This is a genomic window from Morganella sp. GD04133 (assembly GCF_029835375.1).
Lineage (GTDB): Bacteria > Pseudomonadota > Gammaproteobacteria > Enterobacterales > Enterobacteriaceae > Morganella > Morganella morganii_B.
On sequence record NZ_JAODZS010000040.1, the window covers coordinates 14,818 to 37,820 of the forward strand.

Annotated in this window: 35 protein-coding genes, 1 tRNA gene and 1 pseudogene; 9 read left to right on the top strand and 28 right to left on the bottom strand. The window is 46.4% G+C overall.

The genetic code is table 11. From position 1 onward, the window contains the following. Nucleotides 1–99 precede the first annotated feature (99 nt). Nucleotides 100–1,368, top strand: a complete 1,269-nt coding sequence (locus N7387_RS17585) for a NupC/NupG family nucleoside CNT transporter (RefSeq protein ID WP_262862228.1) — start codon at nt 100–102, stop codon at nt 1,366–1,368. 202 nt (nt 1,369–1,570) lie between these two features. Here the strand turns inward: N7387_RS17585 and N7387_RS17590 are convergent, their stop codons facing one another. The 3 genes from N7387_RS17590 to N7387_RS17600 form a co-directional block, all read right to left on the bottom strand. Next, nucleotides 1,571–2,578, bottom strand: a complete 1,008-nt coding sequence (locus N7387_RS17590) for a hypothetical protein (protein ID WP_279800487.1) — start codon at nt 2,576–2,578, stop codon at nt 1,571–1,573. Nucleotides 2,579–3,041: 463 nt separating this feature from the next. Then, on the bottom strand, nt 3,042–4,310 hold the full coding sequence (locus N7387_RS17595; protein ID WP_262861458.1) for an aromatic amino acid transporter: 1,269 nt from the start codon (nt 4,308–4,310) through the stop codon (nt 3,042–3,044). Between the two features lie 134 nt (nt 4,311–4,444). Further along, nucleotides 4,445–5,815 (bottom strand): tyrosine phenol-lyase, encoded by a 1,371-nt coding sequence (locus tag N7387_RS17600; protein ID WP_112550885.1) that lies wholly within the window; start codon nt 5,813–5,815, stop codon nt 4,445–4,447. Nucleotides 5,816–7,109: 1,294 nt separating this feature from the next. Between N7387_RS17600 and N7387_RS17605 the strand changes: the two genes are divergently transcribed. Beyond that, nucleotides 7,110–7,185: transfer RNA gene (locus N7387_RS17605), tRNA-Thr, on the top strand. Nucleotides 7,186–7,214: 29 nt separating this feature from the next. On the opposite strand, the gene N7387_RS17610 is transcribed toward N7387_RS17605, so the two are convergent. The 19 genes from N7387_RS17610 to N7387_RS17700 all read right to left on the bottom strand — a co-directional run bounded on the left by N7387_RS17610 (nt 7,215) and on the right by N7387_RS17700 (nt 15,446). Next, nucleotides 7,215–8,282 (bottom strand): site-specific integrase, encoded by a 1,068-nt coding sequence (locus N7387_RS17610; protein WP_024475228.1) that lies wholly within the window; start codon nt 8,280–8,282, stop codon nt 7,215–7,217. After that, complete coding sequence (locus N7387_RS17615; RefSeq protein ID WP_075204894.1) at nt 8,183–8,539, bottom strand: helix-turn-helix domain-containing protein; 357 nt, start codon at nt 8,537–8,539, stop codon at nt 8,183–8,185. Before N7387_RS17615 ends, N7387_RS17610 begins: the two co-directional genes overlap by 100 nt. 221 nt (nt 8,540–8,760) lie before the next feature. Continuing rightward, entirely contained in the window at nt 8,761–9,360 is a 600-nt protein-coding gene (locus N7387_RS17620; RefSeq protein WP_279800490.1) for an MT-A70 family methyltransferase, read from the bottom strand. Beyond that, a complete protein-coding gene (locus tag N7387_RS17625) occupies nt 9,347–9,688 on the bottom strand; it encodes a phage protein NinX family protein (protein ID WP_279800491.1) in 342 nt (113 codons plus the stop codon). The genes N7387_RS17620 and N7387_RS17625 overlap by 14 nt, the downstream gene beginning before the upstream one ends. Then, nucleotides 9,672–9,878: a hypothetical protein gene (locus N7387_RS17630; protein ID WP_279800492.1), complete on the bottom strand. Its 207-nt coding sequence runs from the start codon at nt 9,876–9,878 to the stop codon at nt 9,672–9,674. Before N7387_RS17630 ends, N7387_RS17625 begins: the two co-directional genes overlap by 17 nt. Before the next feature lie 474 nt (nt 9,879–10,352). Beyond that, a complete protein-coding gene (locus N7387_RS17635) occupies nt 10,353–10,550 on the bottom strand; it encodes a hypothetical protein (RefSeq protein WP_279800493.1) in 198 nt (65 codons plus the stop codon). A 2-nt stretch (nt 10,551–10,552) separates the two neighbouring features. Continuing rightward, nucleotides 10,553–11,062, bottom strand: a complete 510-nt coding sequence (locus N7387_RS17640; RefSeq protein WP_279800494.1) for an ASCH domain-containing protein — start codon at nt 11,060–11,062, stop codon at nt 10,553–10,555. Between the two features lie 22 nt (nt 11,063–11,084). Then, entirely contained in the window at nt 11,085–11,369 is a 285-nt protein-coding gene (locus N7387_RS17645) for a hypothetical protein (protein ID WP_279800496.1), read from the bottom strand. A 66-nt stretch (nt 11,370–11,435) separates the two neighbouring features. Further along, nucleotides 11,436–11,984 carry a 3'-5' exoribonuclease gene (locus N7387_RS17650; protein ID WP_279800498.1) on the bottom strand — a complete coding sequence of 183 codons (549 nt, stop codon included), beginning with the start codon at nt 11,982–11,984 and terminating at the stop codon, nt 11,436–11,438. A gap of 9 nt (nt 11,985–11,993) precedes the next feature. Then, the gene (gene ssb, locus N7387_RS17655) at nt 11,994–12,398 is read right to left on the bottom strand and encodes a single-stranded DNA-binding protein (protein ID WP_279800499.1); all 405 of its coding nucleotides are present in this window, start codon (nt 12,396–12,398) and stop codon (nt 11,994–11,996) included. Then, nucleotides 12,399–12,974, bottom strand: coding sequence for an ERF family protein (locus N7387_RS17660; RefSeq protein WP_279800501.1), 576 nt, complete (start codon nt 12,972–12,974; stop codon nt 12,399–12,401). After that, nucleotides 12,974–13,336, bottom strand: a complete 363-nt coding sequence (locus N7387_RS17665) for a hypothetical protein (protein ID WP_279800502.1) — start codon at nt 13,334–13,336, stop codon at nt 12,974–12,976. Before N7387_RS17665 ends, N7387_RS17660 begins: the two co-directional genes overlap by 1 nt. Continuing rightward, nucleotides 13,333–13,497 (bottom strand): hypothetical protein, encoded by a 165-nt coding sequence (locus N7387_RS17670; RefSeq protein WP_279800503.1) that lies wholly within the window; start codon nt 13,495–13,497, stop codon nt 13,333–13,335. Before N7387_RS17670 ends, N7387_RS17665 begins: the two co-directional genes overlap by 4 nt. Next, entirely contained in the window at nt 13,494–13,766 is a 273-nt protein-coding gene (locus N7387_RS17675; RefSeq protein ID WP_279800504.1) for a hypothetical protein, read from the bottom strand. The genes N7387_RS17670 and N7387_RS17675 overlap by 4 nt, the downstream gene beginning before the upstream one ends. Nucleotides 13,767–13,775: 9 nt before the next feature. Beyond that, on the bottom strand, nt 13,776–13,928 hold the full coding sequence (locus N7387_RS17680) for a hypothetical protein (RefSeq protein WP_176142607.1): 153 nt from the start codon (nt 13,926–13,928) through the stop codon (nt 13,776–13,778). Between the two features lie 69 nt (nt 13,929–13,997). After that, nucleotides 13,998–14,261 (bottom strand): hypothetical protein, encoded by a 264-nt coding sequence (locus tag N7387_RS17685; protein WP_279800506.1) that lies wholly within the window; start codon nt 14,259–14,261, stop codon nt 13,998–14,000. 12 nt (nt 14,262–14,273) lie between these two features. After that, on the bottom strand, nt 14,274–14,531 hold the full coding sequence (locus tag N7387_RS17690; RefSeq protein WP_279800507.1) for a hypothetical protein: 258 nt from the start codon (nt 14,529–14,531) through the stop codon (nt 14,274–14,276). 15 nt (nt 14,532–14,546) lie between these two features. Then, complete coding sequence (locus N7387_RS17695; protein WP_279800508.1) at nt 14,547–15,152, bottom strand: pentapeptide repeat-containing protein; 606 nt, start codon at nt 15,150–15,152, stop codon at nt 14,547–14,549. Between the two features lie 78 nt (nt 15,153–15,230). Beyond that, entirely contained in the window at nt 15,231–15,446 is a 216-nt protein-coding gene (locus N7387_RS17700; protein WP_279800509.1) for a hypothetical protein, read from the bottom strand. 290 nt (nt 15,447–15,736) lie between these two features. On the opposite strand from N7387_RS17700, the gene N7387_RS17705 reads away from it, so the two are divergent. Further along, entirely contained in the window at nt 15,737–15,907 is a 171-nt protein-coding gene (locus N7387_RS17705) for a hypothetical protein (RefSeq protein ID WP_279800511.1), read from the top strand. Here the strand turns inward: N7387_RS17705 and N7387_RS17710 are convergent. Then, complete coding sequence (locus N7387_RS17710; RefSeq protein WP_279800512.1) at nt 15,881–16,114, bottom strand: hypothetical protein; 234 nt, start codon at nt 16,112–16,114, stop codon at nt 15,881–15,883. The genes N7387_RS17705 and N7387_RS17710 overlap by 27 nt on opposite strands. Nucleotides 16,115–16,196: 82 nt before the next feature. Beyond that, nucleotides 16,197–16,481: a hypothetical protein gene (locus N7387_RS17715; RefSeq protein ID WP_279800513.1), complete on the bottom strand. Its 285-nt coding sequence runs from the start codon at nt 16,479–16,481 to the stop codon at nt 16,197–16,199. A gap of 390 nt (nt 16,482–16,871) precedes the next feature. Between N7387_RS17715 and N7387_RS17720 the strand changes: the two genes are divergently transcribed. Continuing rightward, on the top strand, nt 16,872–17,069 hold the full coding sequence (locus N7387_RS17720; RefSeq protein WP_279800514.1) for a hypothetical protein: 198 nt from the start codon (nt 16,872–16,874) through the stop codon (nt 17,067–17,069). 32 nt (nt 17,070–17,101) lie between these two features. On the opposite strand, the gene N7387_RS17725 is transcribed toward N7387_RS17720, so the two are convergent. From N7387_RS17725 to N7387_RS21410, 4 genes and pseudogenes are all read right to left on the bottom strand, one after another. Beyond that, nucleotides 17,102–18,016 (bottom strand): hypothetical protein, encoded by a 915-nt coding sequence (locus N7387_RS17725; protein WP_279800515.1) that lies wholly within the window; start codon nt 18,014–18,016, stop codon nt 17,102–17,104. Nucleotides 18,017–18,139: 123 nt separating this feature from the next. Further along, nucleotides 18,140–18,535, bottom strand: coding sequence for a hypothetical protein (locus N7387_RS17730; RefSeq protein WP_279800516.1), 396 nt, complete (start codon nt 18,533–18,535; stop codon nt 18,140–18,142). Nucleotides 18,536–18,815: 280 nt separating this feature from the next. Continuing rightward, the gene (locus N7387_RS17735; RefSeq protein ID WP_279800517.1) at nt 18,816–19,298 is read right to left on the bottom strand and encodes a tetratricopeptide repeat protein; all 483 of its coding nucleotides are present in this window, start codon (nt 19,296–19,298) and stop codon (nt 18,816–18,818) included. A gap of 275 nt (nt 19,299–19,573) precedes the next feature. Next, nucleotides 19,574–19,801: pseudogene (locus N7387_RS21410) on the bottom strand (helix-turn-helix domain-containing protein); the annotation flags it as partial. 79 nt (nt 19,802–19,880) lie between these two features. Here N7387_RS21410 and N7387_RS17745 point away from each other — a divergent pair. The 5 genes from N7387_RS17745 to N7387_RS17765 form a co-directional block, all read left to right on the top strand. Continuing rightward, nucleotides 19,881–20,108 carry a DNA-binding protein gene (locus tag N7387_RS17745; RefSeq protein ID WP_274371874.1) on the top strand — a complete coding sequence of 76 codons (228 nt, stop codon included), beginning with the start codon at nt 19,881–19,883 and terminating at the stop codon, nt 20,106–20,108. 143 nt (nt 20,109–20,251) lie between these two features. After that, complete coding sequence (locus tag N7387_RS17750) at nt 20,252–20,578, top strand: hypothetical protein (protein WP_279800519.1); 327 nt, start codon at nt 20,252–20,254, stop codon at nt 20,576–20,578. A gap of 103 nt (nt 20,579–20,681) precedes the next feature. Then, entirely contained in the window at nt 20,682–20,852 is a 171-nt protein-coding gene (locus tag N7387_RS17755; protein WP_004904149.1) for a hypothetical protein, read from the top strand. Continuing rightward, on the top strand, nt 20,842–21,651 hold the full coding sequence (locus N7387_RS17760; RefSeq protein WP_279800520.1) for a replication protein: 810 nt from the start codon (nt 20,842–20,844) through the stop codon (nt 21,649–21,651). Before N7387_RS17755 ends, N7387_RS17760 begins: the two co-directional genes overlap by 11 nt. Then, nucleotides 21,648–23,003: replicative DNA helicase (locus N7387_RS17765; protein ID WP_279800522.1), on the top strand; the 1,356-nt coding region annotated here is incomplete at its 3' end. The genes N7387_RS17760 and N7387_RS17765, both read left to right, overlap by 4 nt.

Here is a 23,003-nt window from a genome sequence, read left to right on the forward strand (position 1 = left end):
AAGGGTCGGTATTTGTTGGTCAGCATGTTAACACGGTTTGGTTTTTATGCCGCCGCTGCCGGCGGATTTTTCACTCAGGGTTTTTACCGGATTACACATATGAATACAGCAATCGGCATTCTCGGGATAGTGGTACTGCTGGGAATAGGTTATTTACTGTCTGAAAACCGCCGCGCCATTAATCTGCGCACGGTGGTACTGGCTTTTACTATTGAACTGGCGCTGGGCGGGTTAATTCTTTATTCCCCGGCCGGGCAGCACGTTTTATTTGTGATGGCGGAAGCGGTCACCACGGTGATCAATTTCAATAATGCCGGGACCTCTTTTATTTTCGGCGGCCTGGTCTCTGACAAAATGTTTGCGATTTTCGGCAGCGGCGGGTTTGTTATCGCGCTGCGGGTACTGCCGATCATTGTCTTTTTCTCCGCATTGTCAGCGGTACTTTATTATCTGGGGATTATGCAGATCCTCGTGCGCTGGGTCGGCGGGGCGTTACAGCGTTTGCTGAAAACCAGCCGTGCGGAATCGATGAACTCAGCAGCCAATATTTTTCTTGGTGTGACAGAAGCCCCTTTGCTGGTTAAACCGTATCTCGGCAGCATGACCCGTTCAGAGCTGTTTGCCGTGCTGTGCGGCGGGCTGGCATCTATCGCCGGTACTATGCTGGTGAGCTATGCTTCGCTGGGGGTGAAAATGGAATATCTGCTGGCTGCTTCCTTTATGGCGGCACCGGGCGGGTTACTGTTTGCCAAACTGATGATCCCGGAAACACAGCAGACTGCCGATGAATCCAACGCCAAACCGGTGCAGGAAAACCGTCCGGCGAATATTATTGATGCGGCGGCGGAAGGGGCGATTAACGGCCTGAATATGGCCCTGGCAGTCGGCGCAATGCTGCTGGCGTTTGTCAGCCTGGTGGCATTGTTAAACGGATTGCTCGGTGGTGTCGGCGGCTGGTTCGGCCTGCCGGATCTGAGTATGGAACTGATCCTTGGCTATCTGCTGTCCCCGCTGGCGTGGCTGATGGGCATTCCGTGGAATGAAGCACTGACATCTGGTGCGATTATCGGACAGAAAATTGTTATCAACGAATTTTTTGCCTATGCCAATCTGGCGGAATATCTGAAGGGCAATGAAGTCGTGGCGGCGACCGGCCTGCCGATGACAGAGCGGACACAAATCATCCTCTCGTTTGCACTTTGTGGTTTTGCTAACTTTGGTACTGTGGCGATTGCTATCGGCGGTATCGGCAGTCTGATCCCGAACCGGCGAAAAGAGATTGCCACTCTCGGGATGAAAGCACTGGTCGCCGGGGTGTTATCTAATCTGATGGCAGCTACGATTGCGGGACTGTTTATCGGTGGATAAAGAGTTTGTTATCTGATTTTCCGAAACAATCTGAATGTCAGGTTCATGATAACGGGCAGGCGAACGAAAAGCATGCGAGCCATGGATGGCGAGCCTGAGCGTACAGGGAGGTATTTACAGCGACTTTTCGTTTTGCCCGTTATCATCAGAACCGGAAAGACGGCGCCGTGCTTAACACCACGCCGTCCTGTCCGGGAGATGATTACTTATAATCCCCTTGCAGATAACGGTAAAAAGAGGGATTTACCCACACTTTTTCGCTCGTTACCTGCATCCCGCTTTTCGCTTTACGGATATTTTCCGCCTGTTTTTCCGCATTCTCCGGCAGTGCCATCAAATCCGCCTGATAGTGACCACCGGTCACACGGGTTTCGGTCACCACATCATAACCATCCACCGGGACATAACTGCGGTAAAACGGCTGCCACCAGGCGGAGCGGATCAATCCTTTCTGATCAGCGGTATTTTTCTTGGCGTACTGGTCAATCAGGTTCTGAAAGCGGTTGCGTTCTTCCATTGACGGAAATTCCAGGTCGAGATTATATTCACTGGCGATCGCCACTTTTTTGCCGCTTTTCAGCGTGGTCACCGGATAATCGGCTTCACCCCATTCATCCAGATAGAGAAACGCGGAGGATTTCGGCGTCAGCTGCACTTTCGGATCAAACCCTTCGCGGCGCAGCAGGTAAATCAGCTGGGCGGCGTGATCGATATCATTATGGCCGTAGCGGATCATCCGTGTTTTATCAAAGCCGGATTCTTCGCGGGTATCCACCAGGTTATAGCCGCTGGTATAGCCTTTATCAATAAAGTTATTCAGGGTTTTCAGCGTGTTCGGATCGTTCGGGAATACCGCGGTTTTCCATGTGGTATGCAGGCGCGGCACAATATTTTTATCCGACACATTGCCGAGATAACGGGTGTGATCCTGCTGCTGTGCATCCACAAAAGCCTGAAGCTTAGCACTCTCTGCCGCCGGGTTTTTCAGATCATCCGTTGTCAGCGCACCGATAGTGATCATCAGCGCGTCGAACCGGTTTGCTTCCGGCTGTTGTGTCAGCGCAGCAATCTGTGCCGGGCTGTAGGTCTCAGCCAGTTCGGTCAGCGCGAGTTTTTCGGCGGCCTGTTGTGAGGTCAGCGCCAGAGCGGGGTGTAAACCACTGAAAAAAAACGCAGACAACAACGTGCCGATAAATAACGATTTTTGCATAATTTATCCTGTAAATGCAGCGAACAAACGATTGCATCACCATAGCACAGAGTGGCATTCGGCGTGATAAAGTGTCGTGATTTTTTTACACCGGACAGTGATGAAAAAATGAATGCAGAACCTTGCACAGCGGAGCGGGATAAGTAAGATACGCGGTACGTGATAGTCATCACGGTTTTGGAGAGATTATGAAAGCGCTTTACCGTAAGTTTATCAAAAAAATCGATCAGTTTTCCGCTCTTATCCCGATGCGTTTTTTCTGATCCGGCGTTCCCGTCTCTCTCTGCGCGTCATATGAACGGCGCACTGCACCTGAATAAGCAGCCGCAGCGCCTGCCGGCGGGTAAACAGCGGATGTTGCCAGTGTAACAGGGTGAAATACATGATTTGCCTCCCGGCAGACCAGAGAGAACTGCTGCACAAGCGGCCGGGCATATCTGTCTCCGGCCGCCTGTAACACCTTTTATTTAAATGTCGGCAGCCAGCCGAACACATCCAGAATGACCGTCAGATACACAATTGCACCGCAGACAATCACCAGATTCAGTACCGCGTTGTTACACGGTGAACGGTAAATGGTATCGCCGTCGCTGTAGCGTTTGCGGGAGGCTTTTACCAGGAACGGCGGTAAAATCACACTCCAGATGGTAAAGGCCAGACCGGCATAGCCGATGGCATAAACGAATCCGTTCGGGAAGAAGAAGCACACCACCGCCGGTGGCAGATACGTCACTACCGCTGTTTTGAAACGACCGGCGCTGTCATTTTTAAAGTTCAGCAGGTCGGCAATATAGTCAAACAGGCCGAGTGTTGCTGCCAGCAGTGAACTGGCCACCGCAAAGTTACCGAAGAATGTCAGGATGACATCCATGGTTTTGCCTGACATCACCCCGCCGATTGCCTCAACAAACACATCAATGTTCCCGCCTTTGGCAATAATCGGGGAGAAGTTGGCGCGGCTGATGTTGCCCATCGTGACACCCAGCCAGAAGATATACAGCAGTACCGCAAATATTGTCCCGATAATGATTGAACGGGTAATAAAACGGAATTTTGGTTTGCCGTACAATTTCACCAGGCTCGGCACGTTACCGTGGAAGCCGAACGAAATAATACAGAACGGCAGTGTCATCAGAACATAAGGCAGATATTTTGTTCCGGGAATTGCCACCGATGCGGAATCCAGCAGATTGGCAATTTCCACGTGTGCAACCAGTCCGGAGAAGGTGGCAAAAAACGCGATAAACTTACCGAAAATTAAAATAGTGGTAATACGTCCGACCCATAAGGAGCTGTACCAGACAATCGCGGCCACCAGACAGGCGACAATCACGACGGCGGCTTTTATCGGCAGCGCGACACCGGTATATTTTAATATCGTCTGTGCCAGAACTGCGGATGACCCGGAGATATAGGCATACGTCAGAATATAAAGGACAAACCCGAAGGCAATTCCCACGACAATATTCCATTTTTTGCCCAGTAACTCGGTGGTGAAGGTATTAAAGCTGGCACCCGGTTCAAAATGCAGGTTAACTTCAACTAACATCAGGCCGGTCAGTAACATCATAATTGCAACTAAAATCAAAATAACAGCGGCACCGGAAAACCAGACACCGGCCATTGCAATCGGTAACGAAAACATACCGCCGCCGACGACTGTTGCTATAACAAGCATGGTTCCGCTGGTCAGTCCGGGTGATTTATTTGTATCGGCACTATGAATACTCATAATAAACGTTTCCTATTAATGATAAATATCACCAACAGCATTCATATTTATCGATTTTATTTGTTCTTTATTGTTATAGGGATACAGAGACAAAAAGGCCCCATTAAAATAATGAGGCCGCTGTCATCAGATAATTACACGTAATCAAAGCGTGCAGTGAAGAAACGTAACTGCTTCGGTTCGTAAATGAACTTCAGCCCTTTAATATCTTCTTTGTGCTTGAACAGTTTGATAATACCGTCAGCAACCAGATCCATGTGTGCATAGGTGTATACACGGCGCGGAATCGTCAGGCGAACGGTTTCCAGCTTCGGACGGTGATGGTCGCCGGTTTCTTTGTTACGGCCTGCGGAGATAATACCGCGCTCCATTGAACGTACACCGGTTTCCATGTAGATGCTGGCTGCCAGGCTCTGTGCCGGGAACTCATCCTGGGTCAGATGCGGGCAGAAACGGCGTGCATCGAGGAATACTGCGTGGCCGCCGACCGGCTCAACAATCGGTACACCGGCTGCTTTCAGTTTTTCGCCCAGGTAACGAACCTGCTTGACGCGGTGCTCGATATATTCGAACTGCATCGCTTCGCGTAAACCGATAGCCATCGCTTCCATATCACGACCGGCCAGACCACCGTAAGAAGGCATCCCTTCATAAACCACGACCAGTTCACGTGCGGCAGAGAACATGTCGTCGTCGTTCATACACAGGAAACCACCGATGTTCACCAGACAGTCTTTCTTACCACTCATGGTACAACCGTCAGCGTAGCTGAACATTTCGTGAACGATGTCTTTAATGGAGACATCCGCGAAACCTTCTTCCTGCTCTTTGATGAAATAGGCGTTTTCCACGCAGCGGGTTGCATCGTAGAATACTTTGATGCCGTGCTTGTCACATAACTGGCGGACTTCACGCATGTTTGCCATAGAGACCGGCTGACCACCTGCCAGGTTTACGGTTACCGCCAGACAGATGTAAGCGATATTTTCCGCACCTTTCTCCGCAATCAGTTTTTCCAGTTTCTTAACGTCGATATTGCCTTTGAATTTCACATCCAGGCCCGCATCATGTGCTTCATCGCGGACGATATCGATGAATGTCGCACCATTTTTTTCCTGGTGATAACGGGTGGTAGTGAAGTACATGTTACCTGCAACATACTGACCCGGTTTGATCGCTAATGAAGAGAGTAAGTTCTCTGCACCGCGGCCCTGGTGAGTAGGAACGATGTGTTTAAAGCCGAATAATTCCTGAACAGTTCTTTCCAGATGGAAGAAGTTTTCGCTGCCTGCGTATGCTTCGTCACCCATCATCATGCCGGCCCATTGTTTATCGGACATGGCGTTGGTGCCGCTATCGGTCAGTAAATCGACATAAACGTCTTTGGAATTCAACAAGAAAGTGTTGTACCCGGCCTCTTTCATTCTTTTGATACGCTCTTCGCGAGGGATCATGGATACGGTTTCAACACTTTTAATACGATACGGTTCTGCTGGATACATCATGGTAAAATCTCCAATTATTTATAATAATAACTCGATAATTTACACAGGCATTTATTTGTTTATAAATCTCATGCCTTGTGAATGATATAGCATTTGTAAATCCGGTAGTGTTCTTGTCTTAATTCAAATTCGGTTTTTTTATTTCTGTTTTTTCTTTCTCTGCCATCCTTCTTGTTTGGCGTGAAATCATCATGCGTGAAAAAAAAGGAAAAGGGAATGGGGGAGGTGGAAATAAACTAAGTGGGTATTAATTTCGGGTGTAAACCGGGTGATCTATATCACTTAAACTAAAATAATTGATTATATTCAATGATTTGAGTTTGTTAATGCCTTGTTGCGTATTTATGTTTAATATACATTTAATTCATCGTTAAAACCCGGGGATAATATGAATAATTCAATGCTGTCGGGCAGTTATGCTGCAATGAATAGTCGTGTTATCAGGTGTTTTTTTATATAGGTTAAGAAAGCGTAAATAAGGATATAACGTACAAATTTAAATCTATCTTTACAGGATGAATAAAAAAACGGATGAGAAACACTGCTGCGGTTTAATCAAATCTATGCATCATATACACCTCCCTGGTCATTTGAATTAAAATAACTTATAAGTTACTATTGTTACAATTACATTTGTTTTTATTGATCGGGCGGAAAAACGTTATGATTTATTGAATCCTTCAACTGAAACTCAAGATAAAAATAAAAATGTGACACGGTCAGGATAAATTTGATGATAAGGATCACATTGATAATGTTACGTTACATGAATGAAAAGTCAGCGACAGCAGGGAATAACAAAGATATTTAATTAAAGCAGTGAATTGTTATGCAATTCGGTATGTGATTGTTTAGTGATCATATTCACGGTTTTGCATTTACCGTCATGTTAGTAAAGCAAAATGCTGTACTTAAATGTTTACATTATTAGCGGGATAATAGTAACAAGATGTTTGTAACGTGCATATCTTTCATATATCTTTTTTTGAAATTTAAATCTAAAAAATGACTGTAATTTGATTTTATAAACTGGAATTTTGTTAAATATTAGTTTTTATATCAATCAATATAATGATATTCAAATTATTTATCTGCGGAGATATCCGGTATGTTTATAAAGGAAGACATGATTTCATGCAGAATAGATAACAGTCCGTTGAAAACAGAAAATACCGGATTTGTGCTTCAGATCACGCAAGACAGGCATGAATACAGAAGAAAAAACAGGCAAACCGGCCGCGATTTCCGGTTTTCAGCTTGAAAACCGTGCCTGACAGGCGTGTAATAAGGCTGTGCCGGATTAGCTCAGTTGGCAGAGCAGTTCATTCGTAATGAAAAGGTCACCAGTTCGAATCCGGTATCCGGCACCAGCAAATCAATAAGTTACGCGATAAATAAATCAGACTACATTTTTGCGTGCCATATTCGTGCCATGAGCGTTAAAAATGTCATCGATATTTTTCGCGTGTTCCTGCAGGTGAGCGGGTGATAAGTGAGCATATCTTCGTACCATTTCTATGCTTTCCCATCCGCCCATTTCCTGAAGTGCTGACAATGGTACACCGGCCTGAATTAACCAACTCGCCCAGGTGTGTCGCAAGTCGTGGAACCGGAACCCCTCAATTCCTGCTCTGCGCATTGCACTTTTGAAAGCCTTGTTTGCATCGGCACGCATAGGAACTAACTCTGTAGTGCCGTGCAGCTTTCTTTCTCTGACGAAAACGAACTGCTCATGCCTGCCAATTTGCTCGCGTATTACCTGGCAGGCGGTGTCGTTCAGAGAAACACCTATGGCGCGGAAGTTTTTAGACTGATCCGGATTTATCCATGCAACCTTTCTCACTAGGTCAACCTGCGACCATTCCAGCCCCATGATATTCGACTTCCTCAGCCCGGTGGCGACAGCGAATGTAATTACCGGCTTCAGGTAGTCGGCCGCATGACTGATAAGTGCGTTAACCTGCTCGCGAGTCATCCACTTTATGCGCGGCTGCCGAGGCGGAGTGGCCTTTATATACGGGGCGTGTTTCAGCCATCCCCATTCATTAGCGGCCATTCTCAGCATTGCCCTGATGAACGCCAGATACGCATACTTCGATGCCTGTGACGGATAACCGCCACCGGGCTTCTGTTTCTTCATCCGTGATATGATATTCTGGCATTCATTATTGGTTATCGTGCTTATTGGCCGTCCTTTGAAATGCTGTAGCCAAAATCTGATCCGGCCTTTGTCTGCGTTAATCGTTCTTTTACTCTGCTTCTCTTTTAGCCACCGTAAACACGCTTCCTCAAAGCGATACTCCGGCTCTTCACCAAGGCGGTCTATTTTCCAGTAGTCCGCCTTTAATTTATCATGCAGCTCTTCTGCTAATTCGCGGTCTGACGTGCCAAGGCTTTTTCTAACTCTCGTTCCGCCTGCCGAAACGAAATCACAGTGCCACACGCCGTACCGTAGTTTGATTGACATGATTTTAATCTCTCCTTCGATTTGTCACGACAATCAGTATTCACCAGGTTATTTTCATGAATGCTGATCGCATAAGCAAGACAATCCGACTTCAGCATGCGATACCGGCCATAAATAACTCTTCCGTTTTCGCCTCTGGTCTTCCTCTGGCTGGCCGTGAGTTCGCCTGTTCTGATTAACCGGCGCACTTCACGTTCAGAGCATTTCAATAACTGAGATGCTTCTTTTGTAGTCAGAACCTCATCATTAAGATCCATCCTTCATCTCCTTCTGTAACGTACGCACGTAATACCCGAGCACTCTCTTTGCCGGAAAGCGCAGGTGATTAAGTGGTTTGAATTTCGGTGTGTATTTGTCGAGTATTGCGGTGTGTATTTGTCGAGTATTGCGGTGTGTTGTTCGTCAGATGTGTACTGCATTAATTCCGTCAGGCATTCCCTTGCTATTCGTCTGCGTCCGTTCTCTGCTTCCTGTGGTGTCATAACTCAATACTTCCCGGCACCTGATCCCCGTATACATCCCACTCACCGTATTTCTCCCTGGCAAACAGTTCAATGCGCGGGACATCGCCATATAACTCTTCCAGCCGGTGATGTACTTCCTTTGGTTTCTCGCTGTGTTCACCGAGGCAGGAATGAATAACCTGTTTTACGCTGGCAGACTTGCGCGGCAGTCCTTTACCGCGGGTGGCAACTAAGCACATTTCAATATTTTGACGGGTGTAATTTCCGCAATTAACTTTCGTCTCACTGTTTAATATCTCCATGAAATCAAAAGCATCTTCCGGTGGATTTTTGTCTATCCGGTCTCCTGCGTTTTTATTTAATTTCACCCACGCAAAACAGAACATGTTTTTAACTTTGAAATTCCACGCTTCAGCTAGCTTTATCGCCTCAAGCGCAAAGTTACCCGTGTACCACATGCAGAGTACGGAGTTATCAGAAGCTATATCTTCGATATGTAAACGTTCGAGGGAATAAAGGTCGGTGGTGTTGTAGTGGTTATCTGCTGCGCCGTTGGAAGATTTGTTGCTATATGACCAGGGGGGATCGGCTAACAGGAGGTCATATTTTTTCATTCTCCGCATCCTTCATCATCAGGAATACTTCCATAGCTGCGCGATAATAATTGTCGCTATAAGCACTTATTTCAGAGGTAAAATATGCCACCCAAACACAATTTCGGTAGTCATACGCAACCGTTATTTTGTTATCAATAATAATCGGCATTGCGTCCGCTGGGTTGTTGCATGGGTCGAAAGCATGGCAAGTACCTTTGCCGTTTCCATTCTGAAATTTAACAACTTCCATTGATTGTTTAATTACGTCGTATTCAGAGTCAGTGAAAATAATCTGAGCTACACGCAAATTAATCTCAAAGTCTGATTTGTCACGATATTTGTTCATTGTTATCACCGATGTAAATTCTGAATCCATCTGACATGAAATCAGTGTTGAAAAAATGAGAATGAAGATTAACGCCATCCTCACCAGTTATAACTCCGCCAACCATGTACAGATATTCACTTTTAGTAAAATACTTGTGAGTTACTTTTTTGCCGTCTAATAATGCTTTAAATGCCTCATCTCTATTCATCTCACCACCTCCGCACACACTAATTCTACATTCCGCACCTGCATTACCTGCACTGCGCGGCTCTCACATTCTTCGAGCGTATAAATATCATCGGTAACAGGCGCAGCAGAGCCGTGCATCACCAGTAAATGGAAGCAATCAAAAAATGACATGAAATATGTCATCAAATGATTACGTATATAGTGAAAATTGATTTAAATCATGAGTGGTATTTATACCTACATATTCGAGTGGAAAAAAGATAACAATTAACCATAATTATTTTATTGATGTCATACATATGAACATAAAATGATTAATTCACTTGAAAATTACAAAAAAACAAAGTCTGTAGCTCCGCTTTTTAAATTGGGCGCTTGCATTAAATCTATTTTTCACATTCTGATGGTGGTCATGATTATCATCATTATTTCGCCTATTGCTGTTGCCGTAATGGTCTGAGCCATGTACAAAATACGGCATACATATTATCCATCATCCCTCCTGATCCTGCTTAAATTCACCAGCTGATTTTTTAATCCATATCTGCAAGGCTTTATATAACCTGTCTTGCTCCTCTTGCGGCATTAAACCGTCATAGTGATGAAACTCAAGTGACTCGCCGATATGAAATAAAAAGTCCCCACTTAAGCTTAAAATTATCGCCTGAATATCTTCGTCTGTGATTTTCATACTCACCCCTTAACCCGTTTAAATTCGATAACCCAGCACCACAGGTTTTTATACCATGCCTCTACACCATAAATTGAACGCCATATCTCGCTATATGCGGATTTTGCATTCTGATGTGGCTGATTGCCTCCTGGCGCATAAAAGCCTCTCAACCAGTTGCCTTCATTACCATAGCGGCCAGTAACAACGCCTTCCGCTATTGCATCTTCTTCGCTGATATCCTGCACCTGCTGCAACCAGACATCGGCAATTTCAATTTTACCTTTGATATTGCCGTCTTTGTCTGCGAACGGGATGGTGTCGCCGATTGCGCCATACGGAAAGTTTCGCTCCAGACTGTGCCCCGGTGCGACAGTAACGCGCTTGATACCTTTGCTCCAGCCAGCGCCAAAGACCTCATAGAAGTTTCCGTTCAATACCGGCTGAGGCTTCATCAGTCGCCGCGTCTGCGTATTTCTGCCGTCAATAACAGCGGCCAACATTTCTTCGCTGAATTTGATTCTGTCTTTCATATTCATTCCTCTGTTATCAGCATCAACGAATCTGCATTTTTAGTAACTCGATAATTTGTTGAATGCCCTCATTAAGCTGAACACCTTCACCCCTGCAATAATCAAAGATAAACTCTTTCATGCCGTACTCTGTTATTTTGCCGGTATCGAGAACGGGAGATACACGGACACGGAATAATTGCATAAGCGCATCCTTTTTTAATTCATCCTGTTTATCTTCTGACATAGAATTCCACTCGGTCTCATTCGCTGGAATGTGAATTCCGTTTAATTCAACACCGAATTCATCGTATGCCGTTAATTTCATTGACCTGCTCATCATTACTCCTTATCTCAGCATCCCTGCATTACGCTTCATCCTGAAACAGTGGGGTTATTTGGTGATTCGCTGCCAGATGGCGGACACATAACGCGCTTGGTGCATGGCATCAGCCACTGCAGTGTGACGAACACCGTCAAACGGAATATCCTTTTTCGGGTCGATACCAAGCTGCTTACCAAGTTCAACAATTGTCCGTACATCACGATCATTCCACCACTGCCACGGTGGTAACTGACCAATCACGTTATAGGCGTTGCGCAGGATAACGCAGTCAAACGATGCGCCGTTGCCCCATACCTGCAACCACTTGGTATCTGCTTTCTCGCAGACGAATAAATAAAATTCACGCAAAGCGTCAGCGAGTGGTTTGCCGCCACCCGACACCGCGACTCTTGCCTCATCACTTTGGTTCATCCACCACATAATTGTGCTGGCATCAGGGATTGAGCCGTAGCTCATTGATGATTCAAGTGAGATGTTGATCTCTGTGCTTGCACCAAGATTCCCAGTCGCCGGGTCGAAAAATGCAGCCCCAATTGAGATAATCGGAGCGGAAGTGGTATTACCCATAGTTTCAAGGTCTAACATTAAGTGCTTCATGCGATTTCCTCAGAATGGAATGTCATCATCAAAATCCACTGGTGGCTCATTTTGCACCGGTGGTTGCTGTGTTCGTTGCTGTTGCGGCTTCTGGCCTCCTGCCTGATTACCGCCAAAGTCCAGTTGATTCACAATAATCACCGGCGCTGAGCGTTTACCACCATCCTGACCAGTCCATTCTTCCATGACGAACTCGCCGGTAATTGTCACCTTCATTCCTTTCTTCAGGTGTTCTGGCAATTTCTCAGCTTTCGCGCCGAGCATTTTGCAGATAACCCACGATGTCTTTTCGTGCTCGCCATATCCCTGTTTAACCGGCAGACTGAACGAAGCAACGACTTTCCCTGCCGGAGTCCATCGTTGCTCACAATCCTTTCCGAGATTGCCGCTGACTGTAATTACGTTAATTGCCATTTATGCGGCCTCCAGTTCTGATTTTCGAATGTCGTAGACTTCTTTTGCTTTTGCCTGCTGCTGGGTACCGGAAAGTAAACCCCACACCTTTTTAAATTCACCCTGTAATGACTTCATGCTTTTAGCGTTACCGGCGCTTTCCATGAACTCATGAAGTGCTGTTTCAGGGTTGAAATTACTTTCCTGCTGCCGGTGCTCATTGGTGTCCGCATCCTTGGAATCATCAATTGCAAACAGTCCGTTCAGGCAGTATTTACGTGCATATGAGCTTGTTGCGCCGGTGACCTGAGCATCATCCATTCCCTTTTTTGATGCAGGTTCGCGAGCCATTGCAGATACACTGTGTATGTTTTCTCCATCAGACAGCGTTGCCGTTGATTTGATATAAATCCGGTCACCGACAGCAACAACATCATCCGTGATGCTGAGAACCAACCCATCAAGCAGGGGCTTTACCGCCTCAAGAATCCCTTCACAGCTGCGGTATGAGTAGTTACCAAATGAATTATTCAGGTTCTTTGGTGCCTTGAGTTTTTGCTGAATATCAGCAATTTTCTGGAAAAATTCTTTTTTCATTAATCCCCCAGTTTCTGACCTGGCCGCGATTGCGTGCGCCCGTCGCCGTAATAGTCAATACCGCCGACACCCGTAACTTTTCCATGCTCTTCGCGCCATTCCTCCCACGCCTGCGCTTCAGCGGCTTTCCGTGCTGCTTCGATGCTTTCAGGGAGTGGAGGGTAGCGAAGGGCGGTGATGCGGCAGATGTTGTAAAGTGTCTCGGCAATCCGTTGCTCTGACAGTGAAGGCTCTCCGGTCGGCTTTCCCTGCCGTTGCAAATCCATTTGCTCAATTGCTGATTTCAGGGCACGTTGATAATTTTCCTCATACGTCCCGCCGGAGCCTGCGCATTTCCCTATGCGCCGTGGATATTCCATCATGTGAATTCTACGCTAAGAAATTCTGCCGGTACCCGTCCGTTTGGCAATCCGACACTTTCACGAAACCAGTAATCATCCCTTTCTTCCTGTTCGCGCTTCCTGCGCTGCTCGGAAATCCGTTGCAGCTCTTCCTGAGCATCCTGTGCTGCGTATGCGTTCATGCTGCGCCTCTCCCTGCAAGCTGTGCTATAACATCCATGTCGAACTCTGCTTTCCGTAGCATGTCTACGATGTCGGCCGCATCCATGCGCTTTACCGTATCCTTCGTGATTACATCCCTGTAGCTTTCAACCAGTGCGATTACAGCCTCTGCACTTCCTGTGCTGATTCTGAGCTTGCTGGTTTCATCAAAGTGAACTTCATGTTCACGCTGCAATGTCACCCGGGAGTGACAGGAGTTGATGTATGTGATTGCAATGTGTTGCTGCATAAATCCCCCTTACATCGCCGTCGGGATAACAGCTACGGCGGTGACAATTACAAGCGCTAAATACTCAACCCAGCGTGGAACGTGCTTATTTCGCTTGGCTTGAGGCGTGACAATACGCACCGCGCAGCCATCGAGCATTGCGCGACAAGGTTTAGTTTTCATGTTGTTTACCTGCTGATATCCCGAGGTGGGATAGGGTGGGTTACTTCTGTGTGAAAGAGAGCAGGGCGGCTATTCGCGGCCAAGTGCTTTGTTGATTGCTGCGTCCGCCTGGTCGTGATAAGCAACCAGTTTCCGGATTTCGATTAACGCATCCAACAGCTCCGGTGCTGCCGCCATCAGTTTTGCATTAGCGGTCGCTTTTTCCTTTCCGGTGCCTTTTCCCAGAACCAGGCAAAGTGTTTTGCCGTCACCGTGAATAGCACCACCTGCTGTTTCGTTAAGGCCGTGGCTATCAGCATGAGACCACGGCCCCGGCGTGCCCTTAAATTCCATGTCATTTCTCCGTTATTGGCCTGAGCCTATTTTTGAAAGAATGGCATCTGCGTTAACGGCAAACCCTTCACATGCAATTTCGAATTCCTCATTGTCGAGGCATTCAGTAATTGCCAGTGCCTCATCTTCCGTAAGCAAGTCATCCCGGTAATCGTAAAATGCAGCGGCAGTCAGCCGACCACCCAGCACGTCCAAATCCTTTTCGATTTTCGGCTCCTTGCCGTCTTCATACTCAACTACGAATGTCATTACTCCCATGCTTCCTCCCATGCACTTCCCTGTTTGTTATTCGACATTTGCTTCAGGTTCGTTAATCCACTCCGGTCGCTCACCTTTTCCGAGATAAAAATCGATAACATCCAGCAAGCGCGGGAAGAATTTCAGCGCTCTGCGTCCGTCCATTTCTGCAATTTCATGCTTACTGAATTTGCGCCATGCGTCGATATGATGATTCTGGCAACCAGCGCGGACATATTCGCCGTTCGTGATTGTTACTGCATACTCCTCGCCGAAAATGACGAAAGTGCGATCAGGCAGGTCGGCACTTCTCAGGTCGGCAATTCTCAGGTCGGCACTTCTCAGGTCGGCACAGCTCAGGTTGGCGCAGCTCAGGTTGGCACTTCTCAGGTCGGCAATTCTCAGGTCGGCACTTCTCAGGTCGGCATCGCTCAGGTCGGCACCGCTCAGGTCGGCACCGCTCAGGTTGGCAATTCTCAGGTCGGCACTTCTCAGGTCGGCACTTCTCAGGTCGGCATCGCTCAGGTCGGCACCGCTCAGGTCGGCACTTCTCAGGTCGGCGCAGCTCAGGTTGGCACGTGATCCTTGTTTACCGCATGACGTTAAATACACCTGATGTTCATCAAGAATCTTTTTTAAATCTTCACTGTTCATGTTTAATTTCCTGAAATTTTGGTAATAAAAAAGACCCCTGCGGGTCTGTATGCACTTCCCTGTGCTACGTGATGTCCGTTACGGTTCGGTTACTACGTATCCCTGCTCGGTGAGATATTTGATAATGTCCTCATCTTCAATCTCACTGAGAAGTGCATTAGCTGAATACTCTTCAACGATATCTGAGATATCAACGTGTCCGTCGAGAACAGCGCCATCAGCTTCAATCACAATTTTGCCGGTACTGCGCCGCGTTACTCCTGAAAAACTGTTGCACTCAAATGTAATATCCATATCCGTTTCCTTTCGGTATCCCCGCTGCGGGGTGTTAGTCAGTATTGGTGATTGGTGGCAGGTGCTGAAATCCTGCCAATATCAAAGCTCAAACCACCAAGGATTAAAGCTGGAATCGAACCAACTGCCTCTGATCTGTTCCTGAGCGCATCAGCCTGCGCATTCACCAATCCCAATGCTGACTGGGTGCCTGCTTTTAACCACATCAGGCGAGGTGGTCACATACATTCCCCAATGTAATGTAACTGTGTATAATTCAATCACCCCAATGTAATTAAAGGATTGAATTAATGGATATTAAAGAAATTGCTTCTCAACTTGCACTGGAATGCCTTCGCAGAAATAAAGGCGACCTGAAAGAAATTGAAGTCCTTGAGGAATACATCAGATTACAAAAGTTCTTTGAGGATGAGCTGAATGCGCGGAAACCGAAATTAACTACCACGTTCGACATTATGTGAATCGACGATTGCCATAATTCCCTTGCCGATACCTCTTGCGGCGGCACTTGTTGCTGTCGCGATTGCATCCTCATCCCAGCCATGTATTGCCCCATATTCAGCTACCCGCTGAACGGTCGGTGTTAATGCTGTGATTATTACGTCGATCGCTTCTCGGCTCATTTCCTTTCCGAAAACAATGAGTTTTGTATCGTCTGTGTTATCCATATCTATCTCCTATTATTAACTCACCATAGCCCACTCACCGAATGGGCTGTAATTAGTATCTGCGCTCACACAACCCATCAGGTTATGCCCTTGCCGTAATGCCACCATCCTGCATAATCGGCTTGCGGTTCATTCTCAGCTGCTTGCGAGGTGCTTCCGGCGCATCTTTCAGGCCGATAATCAGCTCTGCAAACACATCTGTTTCGTCTGCCGGTCGGCCGAAAACTGAATCAAAAATTTCCTCCACTGAGCGGCTTTGTTTTTGCATCTCTCTTCTGGCTATCTTTCGGGCTAAAAACTCACCTTGCTTTCTTAATCTGCGGGTCTTTGAGTTTTCTTTTGCCGGTAGAAAAGTGATTACTGTCATATCTGCCTCCTAAGTGATCTTTGGTTGAAACATGAATCTCACCAAAAACCACTCAGTGGTTGCTCTGAAAATTTATTCTGAGCGTTCCGTTATGCCGTACTGGTAAACCACACGTATCAGCAATGATGTTAAAGAGCGTTATCTCGGGGTGTGTTCCGTTGATGGAATGTATTGTGTACCACAAGTACGCAATAATCAAGTACCAAAAGTACGCAAATTAAATAAAAAGTACGAGAAAAATATAACTACATGAAATCATGTATGATTTATTTTCAAAAAATCGTCACGATTGGACGCAGATCACACAGGAGCGAATAAAAAATATACAATTATTTTCTATCCAGCCGCTGCCACTGATGTTACTGTCGAGGAAATGCACAGAGGTGACCCATGAATGATGAACGCGAACTGGTTTACAGTGAGGTATGCAGAGTAACGGGTAGGGCAGCTATTATGTTACTGGATTCACGGCAAATGATAACGAAAGGAAATATCAGGCAACTGCTGTACTCCCATAAAGAACAAGAAGTTGACAGATTTATGAATGAGGTTTATGAGGTTGCTATCGACCTGATGAGCGATAACTGACACAAAAAAGCCCTCGCGGGGAGGGCTGGGGGTTATTTAGGTAATTCTGGTTTTTTCACTTGAGCCAATAACGTGGCTGCATTTATTTTTGGTATGCTGCCATCCCTCGATTTTGATTCAATGTACGCTGGAAATCTCATAGGTAAATAAGACTGTTGCATCCATCGCCTGAACTCACCAAGCGCATCATCTGGATAAATCCACGCCTCTATCGGCCCGGCCCTGTGTTGCGGGAACCAATCTGGGTATGTGTGTGGGTGCTTTGTTCTTTCACCGTACTTTTCGTTTAATTTATTACTTACCCAATGCTTACCCCAAAACGTACCTACACTTATATCTGGAACAGCCGCTGGGCCAAATGTAAATCCTGCGTTTATGAGCTTCAAAGAAAGATCTGCCATCTCGGTAAATACAGAAAAGTAACCGAACGGCACTTGTGAGTTCAACTGAACACGATCCTGAAATGCTTGCCATGCCCCACGCTGTGGATTCTCTGGGTCTATTCCAACACTAAGGTAGATTAAGCGACGCAGAGCACTATCACCCAAGGCTCTATAGTTTTTTATAGCTATCGCGCTGTCAGTCTGATCAGAATCGAACGCATAGTATTCTAAAATAGCCATGCATACAGATGACGGATAGGCGCGCGCCTCTGTGCCGTTGCTGTTTATGGTCCAATACAACTGAGTTAGTCTTAACCCCTTGCTTTGCAGGATGGCATCTATTTTCTTCCCTCTTGGTTTGAGCCTTTCATCCAGCCAGTTAGTTGTCAGTCTTGATATCGCGGCGGAGTCAACACCACACAGCCGCGACAATCCTCTCATTGTTAAATATGGAGTTCCATTATTAAGCACGCCCATTTGAATGCCTTCAACCTCAACTTCCTTTACTGGGAATAGGCTCATTTCAAGCTGCTGACCGGGTAAGTGATTGTCCGTGTTATCCATTTGATATCCTTTACTTTTAGGGTGATGACCTATGGTCGGGATTAATAATGATTGATTGTTTTTGTTCGATTCTGGTTAATTCGGTGTAATATTTTTTACCTAAAACGTGTCGTCAGGCCACTGTTACCTAAGACGCAGGAGCCTTATCAGAGCCGATGCGTTCTTAATCGCACTGTCGTAGCTGTCACCTGAGTTTAGTTCAGCTATCGACTCCACATACTGATTTAACCGTCTATCCATTTCATTGACTTGCTTTTCTGGCATCCGGCGACGCAATGCTGACAGGATTTCTTGCGGAAAGAGAGAGCCGCAGACGATAGATGTCACCTGTGGTTTTCTCCCTGATTTCAGACGCTCAATATGCTCCTCAAGGATTACCAGCATCGGCTCTGCCACTGCATTAAACTCCTTGCGTTTGTCATTCACCCGACCAACACGTACTCCGTTATAGTACGTTGCAGGAATTGCAATAAATGCTATTATCGTTGCAATAGTTGACATAATGTCACTGTATGACATCAGGGGTTCCTTATGGTAAGCGAATATCTTTTACCCACAATAGCCTTGATTTCCTCACTGGTCTGCCTTGGCTTTAATATTTATATCCACTTCCGTTTGAAGAAAATGGGGTGTTGACTTACCCTTTCACTATCGAGGTTCCCATGCAGAACTTAGAAGCTAAAATTATCGAACTGGAAAAGGCCAATGCAGTATTAACCACGCAGTGCGGCACCCTTGCTGCTGTGTGCGTCGGGCTTATCATAGTTATGCTTATAACTGCATACCGGTTAAGGTAAGTCTAATACCCCTGCTGGTTTAGCTCTTTGTAGGCGTCGCAGCCGATCTGGCTGCCATTATCACAAGCTACTCCATAATATTCTTTGGCTTTGGACATGTCTTTTTTTACGCCATTCCCTTCTTTGTACATGCCAGCCAATATAAACAACGAACCTTCATCACCATGCTCACCGGCAGCAGTTAACCATTTAAGAGCCTTGCCATAATTTTGAGGAACATCCTTGCCGTGTAAATAAGAAAAACCAAGCCAGTTTTGAGCCTTCAAATCCCCATTCTTGGCGGAAATTTCCAACCATTGCATTGATTTTTTCATGTCTTGCCGGACGCCTTGACCAACACGATAAGAGATAGATAGGTTATATTGGGCTTCCGGATCACCTTGTTCCGCTTTCGCTTTAACATCATTAAAATAATCGTGAGGTGTTGAAGATATTACAGAAGCAGAAAGAAAGAAGATGCTAAATATAATTGGTAATCGAGTCATTTTTAATTCCTTTCTTTGGGTGTTTCAGTTAGCGCGCCCCACTTTGATGTGCCCACTTTCGCCAGTTAAGATGCGTCCAAGCCGCGCTTGAGTAACATTTCTTCAAATATAGCATCGTAGTGCGCCCCCTTGGCCTTAAGTTCCTTAATCAATTTTTCTGCCTCTATACGAGGTAGTCTTTCATATAGCTCCAATAACTCTATTTGGTCAGGTCTGAGTGATTCGTATTTTTTTATGGGGGATGCATTAAGATAGCCATTCCCCATGTCTCCTTCACCATGCTGTAGCCAAATTGCATCACATCGCAAAAATTTAGCCAAAGCAATTATCTTCTCTTGTCTGGGAAGAGATTCAGCATTAAACCATTTGCTAACAGCTTTTGATGTAACGCCGATCGCTCTAACAATCGCGGCTCCTCTGCCGCGTTCATTTAAGCCAGCATTATCACAGGCCAGTGCCAGCCTTTTAGCAAATTCTTGTCGCACTTTTTCGACTTGTACCATGGGTACGATAATAACCCTCTTGCAAAAAACTTTCAGTACGGCAATAATGCGTACTGAAAGTACACAAAGGAGATAGTGAATGAACAATATCAGGGAGCCAATCACAGACATTGGCGTATCACAAGTAGCCAAGGCATGTGGGGTTAGTAATAGAGCTGTCTATAAATGGCTAAAAAATGAATCCTTACCTGCGACTGAATTCTTCGGAAAAACGAGCTATGCAAAAGCAATACAAAAAGTCTCTAAAGGTAAATATAAAGCATCAGATCTTCTTCGTATTAGCCAAGAAAGATTATTAGCACTGTAAGTCTTACCGTTCTTTAACAAGCGCATCCACGTGATGTGCGACCTGGACTAGCTCAGAGTAAATTCTCAGAGCAACTTTTCAACACAGCAACACCTCACAGGAAGTGAGCGAATAACTGTATCTCAATAAGGACATTATGAATTATGGGAAATGCAAATCCACGCAAATCGTTTAACCGGTTTGTGTCAAATCATCTGATGGCAACAGCTCATCAGGCACTGAGAAGCACCACACAGACAGTGGTTGCAAAACTGCTCGGTGTACACGATTCAACAGTCTTACGCAGAACAGAAAAGTTACCGGAGATATGCGAGACATTGGCCGCAGCCGGTATCACAGATTTTGTTTTGCCAGGCGAGAAGAAAATCAGCGAGGAAGAGTACCGGTTTCTGTGGAAGCAGATCGGCGAACTCTCTCTGATGAGAACAAAAGAAAACGCCCCGGCTGTTGGAGCAGCAGAGGCGCATTAAGAAAAGCACTTAACTTTCACACTGTATCAATAACCAGTAATTTAGGAAAGGGGAATATACGGTTTCCCCTTTTTTGATGCAGCAAATTACGGAGTAATTATACATGAAACAACGGTTTAATTACAGCGCTGTGCACAAAAACATCATGCGGGAACGTGAGGCGAGAGCCGTAACGGAGCAGGGAGCAAAGGCACTCAGGGCAGCATTTGATGATGCGAAATTACGCCTTGAACACCGACAGGAAATCACCGGAGGTAAACGGCATGAACAGTAACGTTGCATACGCTGACTTTGGAGCCGCACGACGGCAAGAGAGGCCAACGGTGGCAGATCTTGATAACGGGTACAGCAGGATAGCGCATGAGATACTGGACGCTACCATGGCGTCAGGATTAAGCGAAACAGAACTCTGCATCATCATGGCTGTATGGAGAAAAACATACGGCTATAACAAAAAAACAGACTGGATAAGCAATGAGCAATTTGAGTCGATGATTATGAAGCATTCCACTCATTGCTCGACGGCTAAAAATCAACTTATCAACAAAAAGGTTCTTATCCAGGAAGGGCGCAGAGTGGGCATTAATAAGAACATTGATGAGTGGAAAACAAAGAATAACGGATTCTGCAAAACATTAGCTAAACCTGCTAAGGAAACCTTAGCAACATCTGCTAAAGCAACTAAGCGGAAGGTGCTAAACACAAAAGACAATAATACAAAAGACAAGAAAGACACTCCCCTAACCCCTCAAGAGGGGGACGGTGAAAAACTGATTTCTGCTAACAGAAAAAATCAGATCCCCTATCTCGACATCATGAACGCATTCAACGAATCAGCCGGTGACAGACTGCCCAATGCAGAATCACTGAATGACAAACGCAAACGGGCGATATCCAAATTCCTGAAAGAACTCAAAGAGCCAACAGTCGAAGCGGCCAGAAATTATTTTGATTATTTCATGGCTACCGCAAAGGGATTCTACTTTGGTGAGAACGATTCAGGGTGGAGGGCTAGCTTTGACTACCTGCTTCGCCCAGCAACGGTATTAAAAACCAGGGAGGGTTCACTGTGATTAACCAGGTTCCGCAAAGCCTCGAGGCTGAGCAAAGTGTTATCGGCGCATTGCTGCTAGACCCACAGGGCGACAGAAGCCAGATGGTGTTATCCAGACTTCAGCCGGAAATGTTTTACCAGATATCGCACCGGCAGATTTACGAAGCTATCCGCGAGTTAAATCGCAGTGGTAAGCCCATTGACCTGATCACTGTCACTGACGCACTGGAAAGTGCCGGAAAATCGAAACAGACAGGCGGGTTTGCTTACCTGGCCGAAGTGAGCAAGGGCACACCGAGTGCGGCAAACATCGTTGCTTACGCAAACACCATCCGTGACAAGGCTATTGAGCGGCAGGCAATCGAGAAGGCCGGAGAAATACAGCGGCTGTTTACCGAAGCCAGTGTTCTCAGCCTGGCCGAAAAAATCGATATGGCTCAGACGATGCTGTCCGATGTGGTGGAGAGCAGCAAAACCGGACGGCAGTCAGGACTGACGAATATCTCTGCCGTGCTGGATGAGTGGGTTATCGAGGTCGAGGAGCGATTCAAAGATCCCGATGCTAACCGTGGCCTGAAGACTGGCATTGCGCCACTTGATGCCATGCTTGCGCCGAAGTTCATTGTTCGCGGATCCCTATTCGTTGTTGGTGCGCGTCCGAAGATGGGCAAAACCACAGTCCTGACCGAAATGGCTAAAAACGTTTCCGATTCCGGATTGCCGGTCGCGCTGTTCTCGATGGAAATGACCAACAAGCAGCTGGCCGAACGGATGATCAGCCAGAAATCAGGAATAAGTTCCAATGCCCTGTATGACAGCGGTGATGAGTACGAGTGGGGGCTTATCAGCAAGGCAATGGGTGAGTTAAGTGAGCGCCCTAACATCTGGTTGGATGATACTCCGGGAATGACGCTGGCACACATTCAGGCCGAGTGCCGGAAACTGAAACGCAAGACAGGGAAAATCGGGTTTATCGGTGTTGACTACCTGACACTGATGAAAGCTGGCAAGGCAGACCGGAACGACATCGCATACGGCGAAATAACGAAGGGTCTGAAGCAGCTGGCGAAAGAACTCGATACCACCGTTGTTCTGCTCACTCAGCTTAACCGCAAGCTGGAAGACAGGGCAGACAAACGGCCTATGCCAAGTGACAGCCGCGACACCGGACAAATCGAGCAGGACTGCGATTACTGGCTGGGCATCTACAAAGATTCAGTCTACAACGATAACGCCGACAAAACTCTCACAGAGCTGATTGTGCGCCTTAACCGTCACGGTAAAGCTGGTACGGCATACGTAGAGCAGAAAGGCCTGTGTATGTTTGATATCGACCAGACTCAGGCAATGGTTAGAGCCGAACCACCGGCG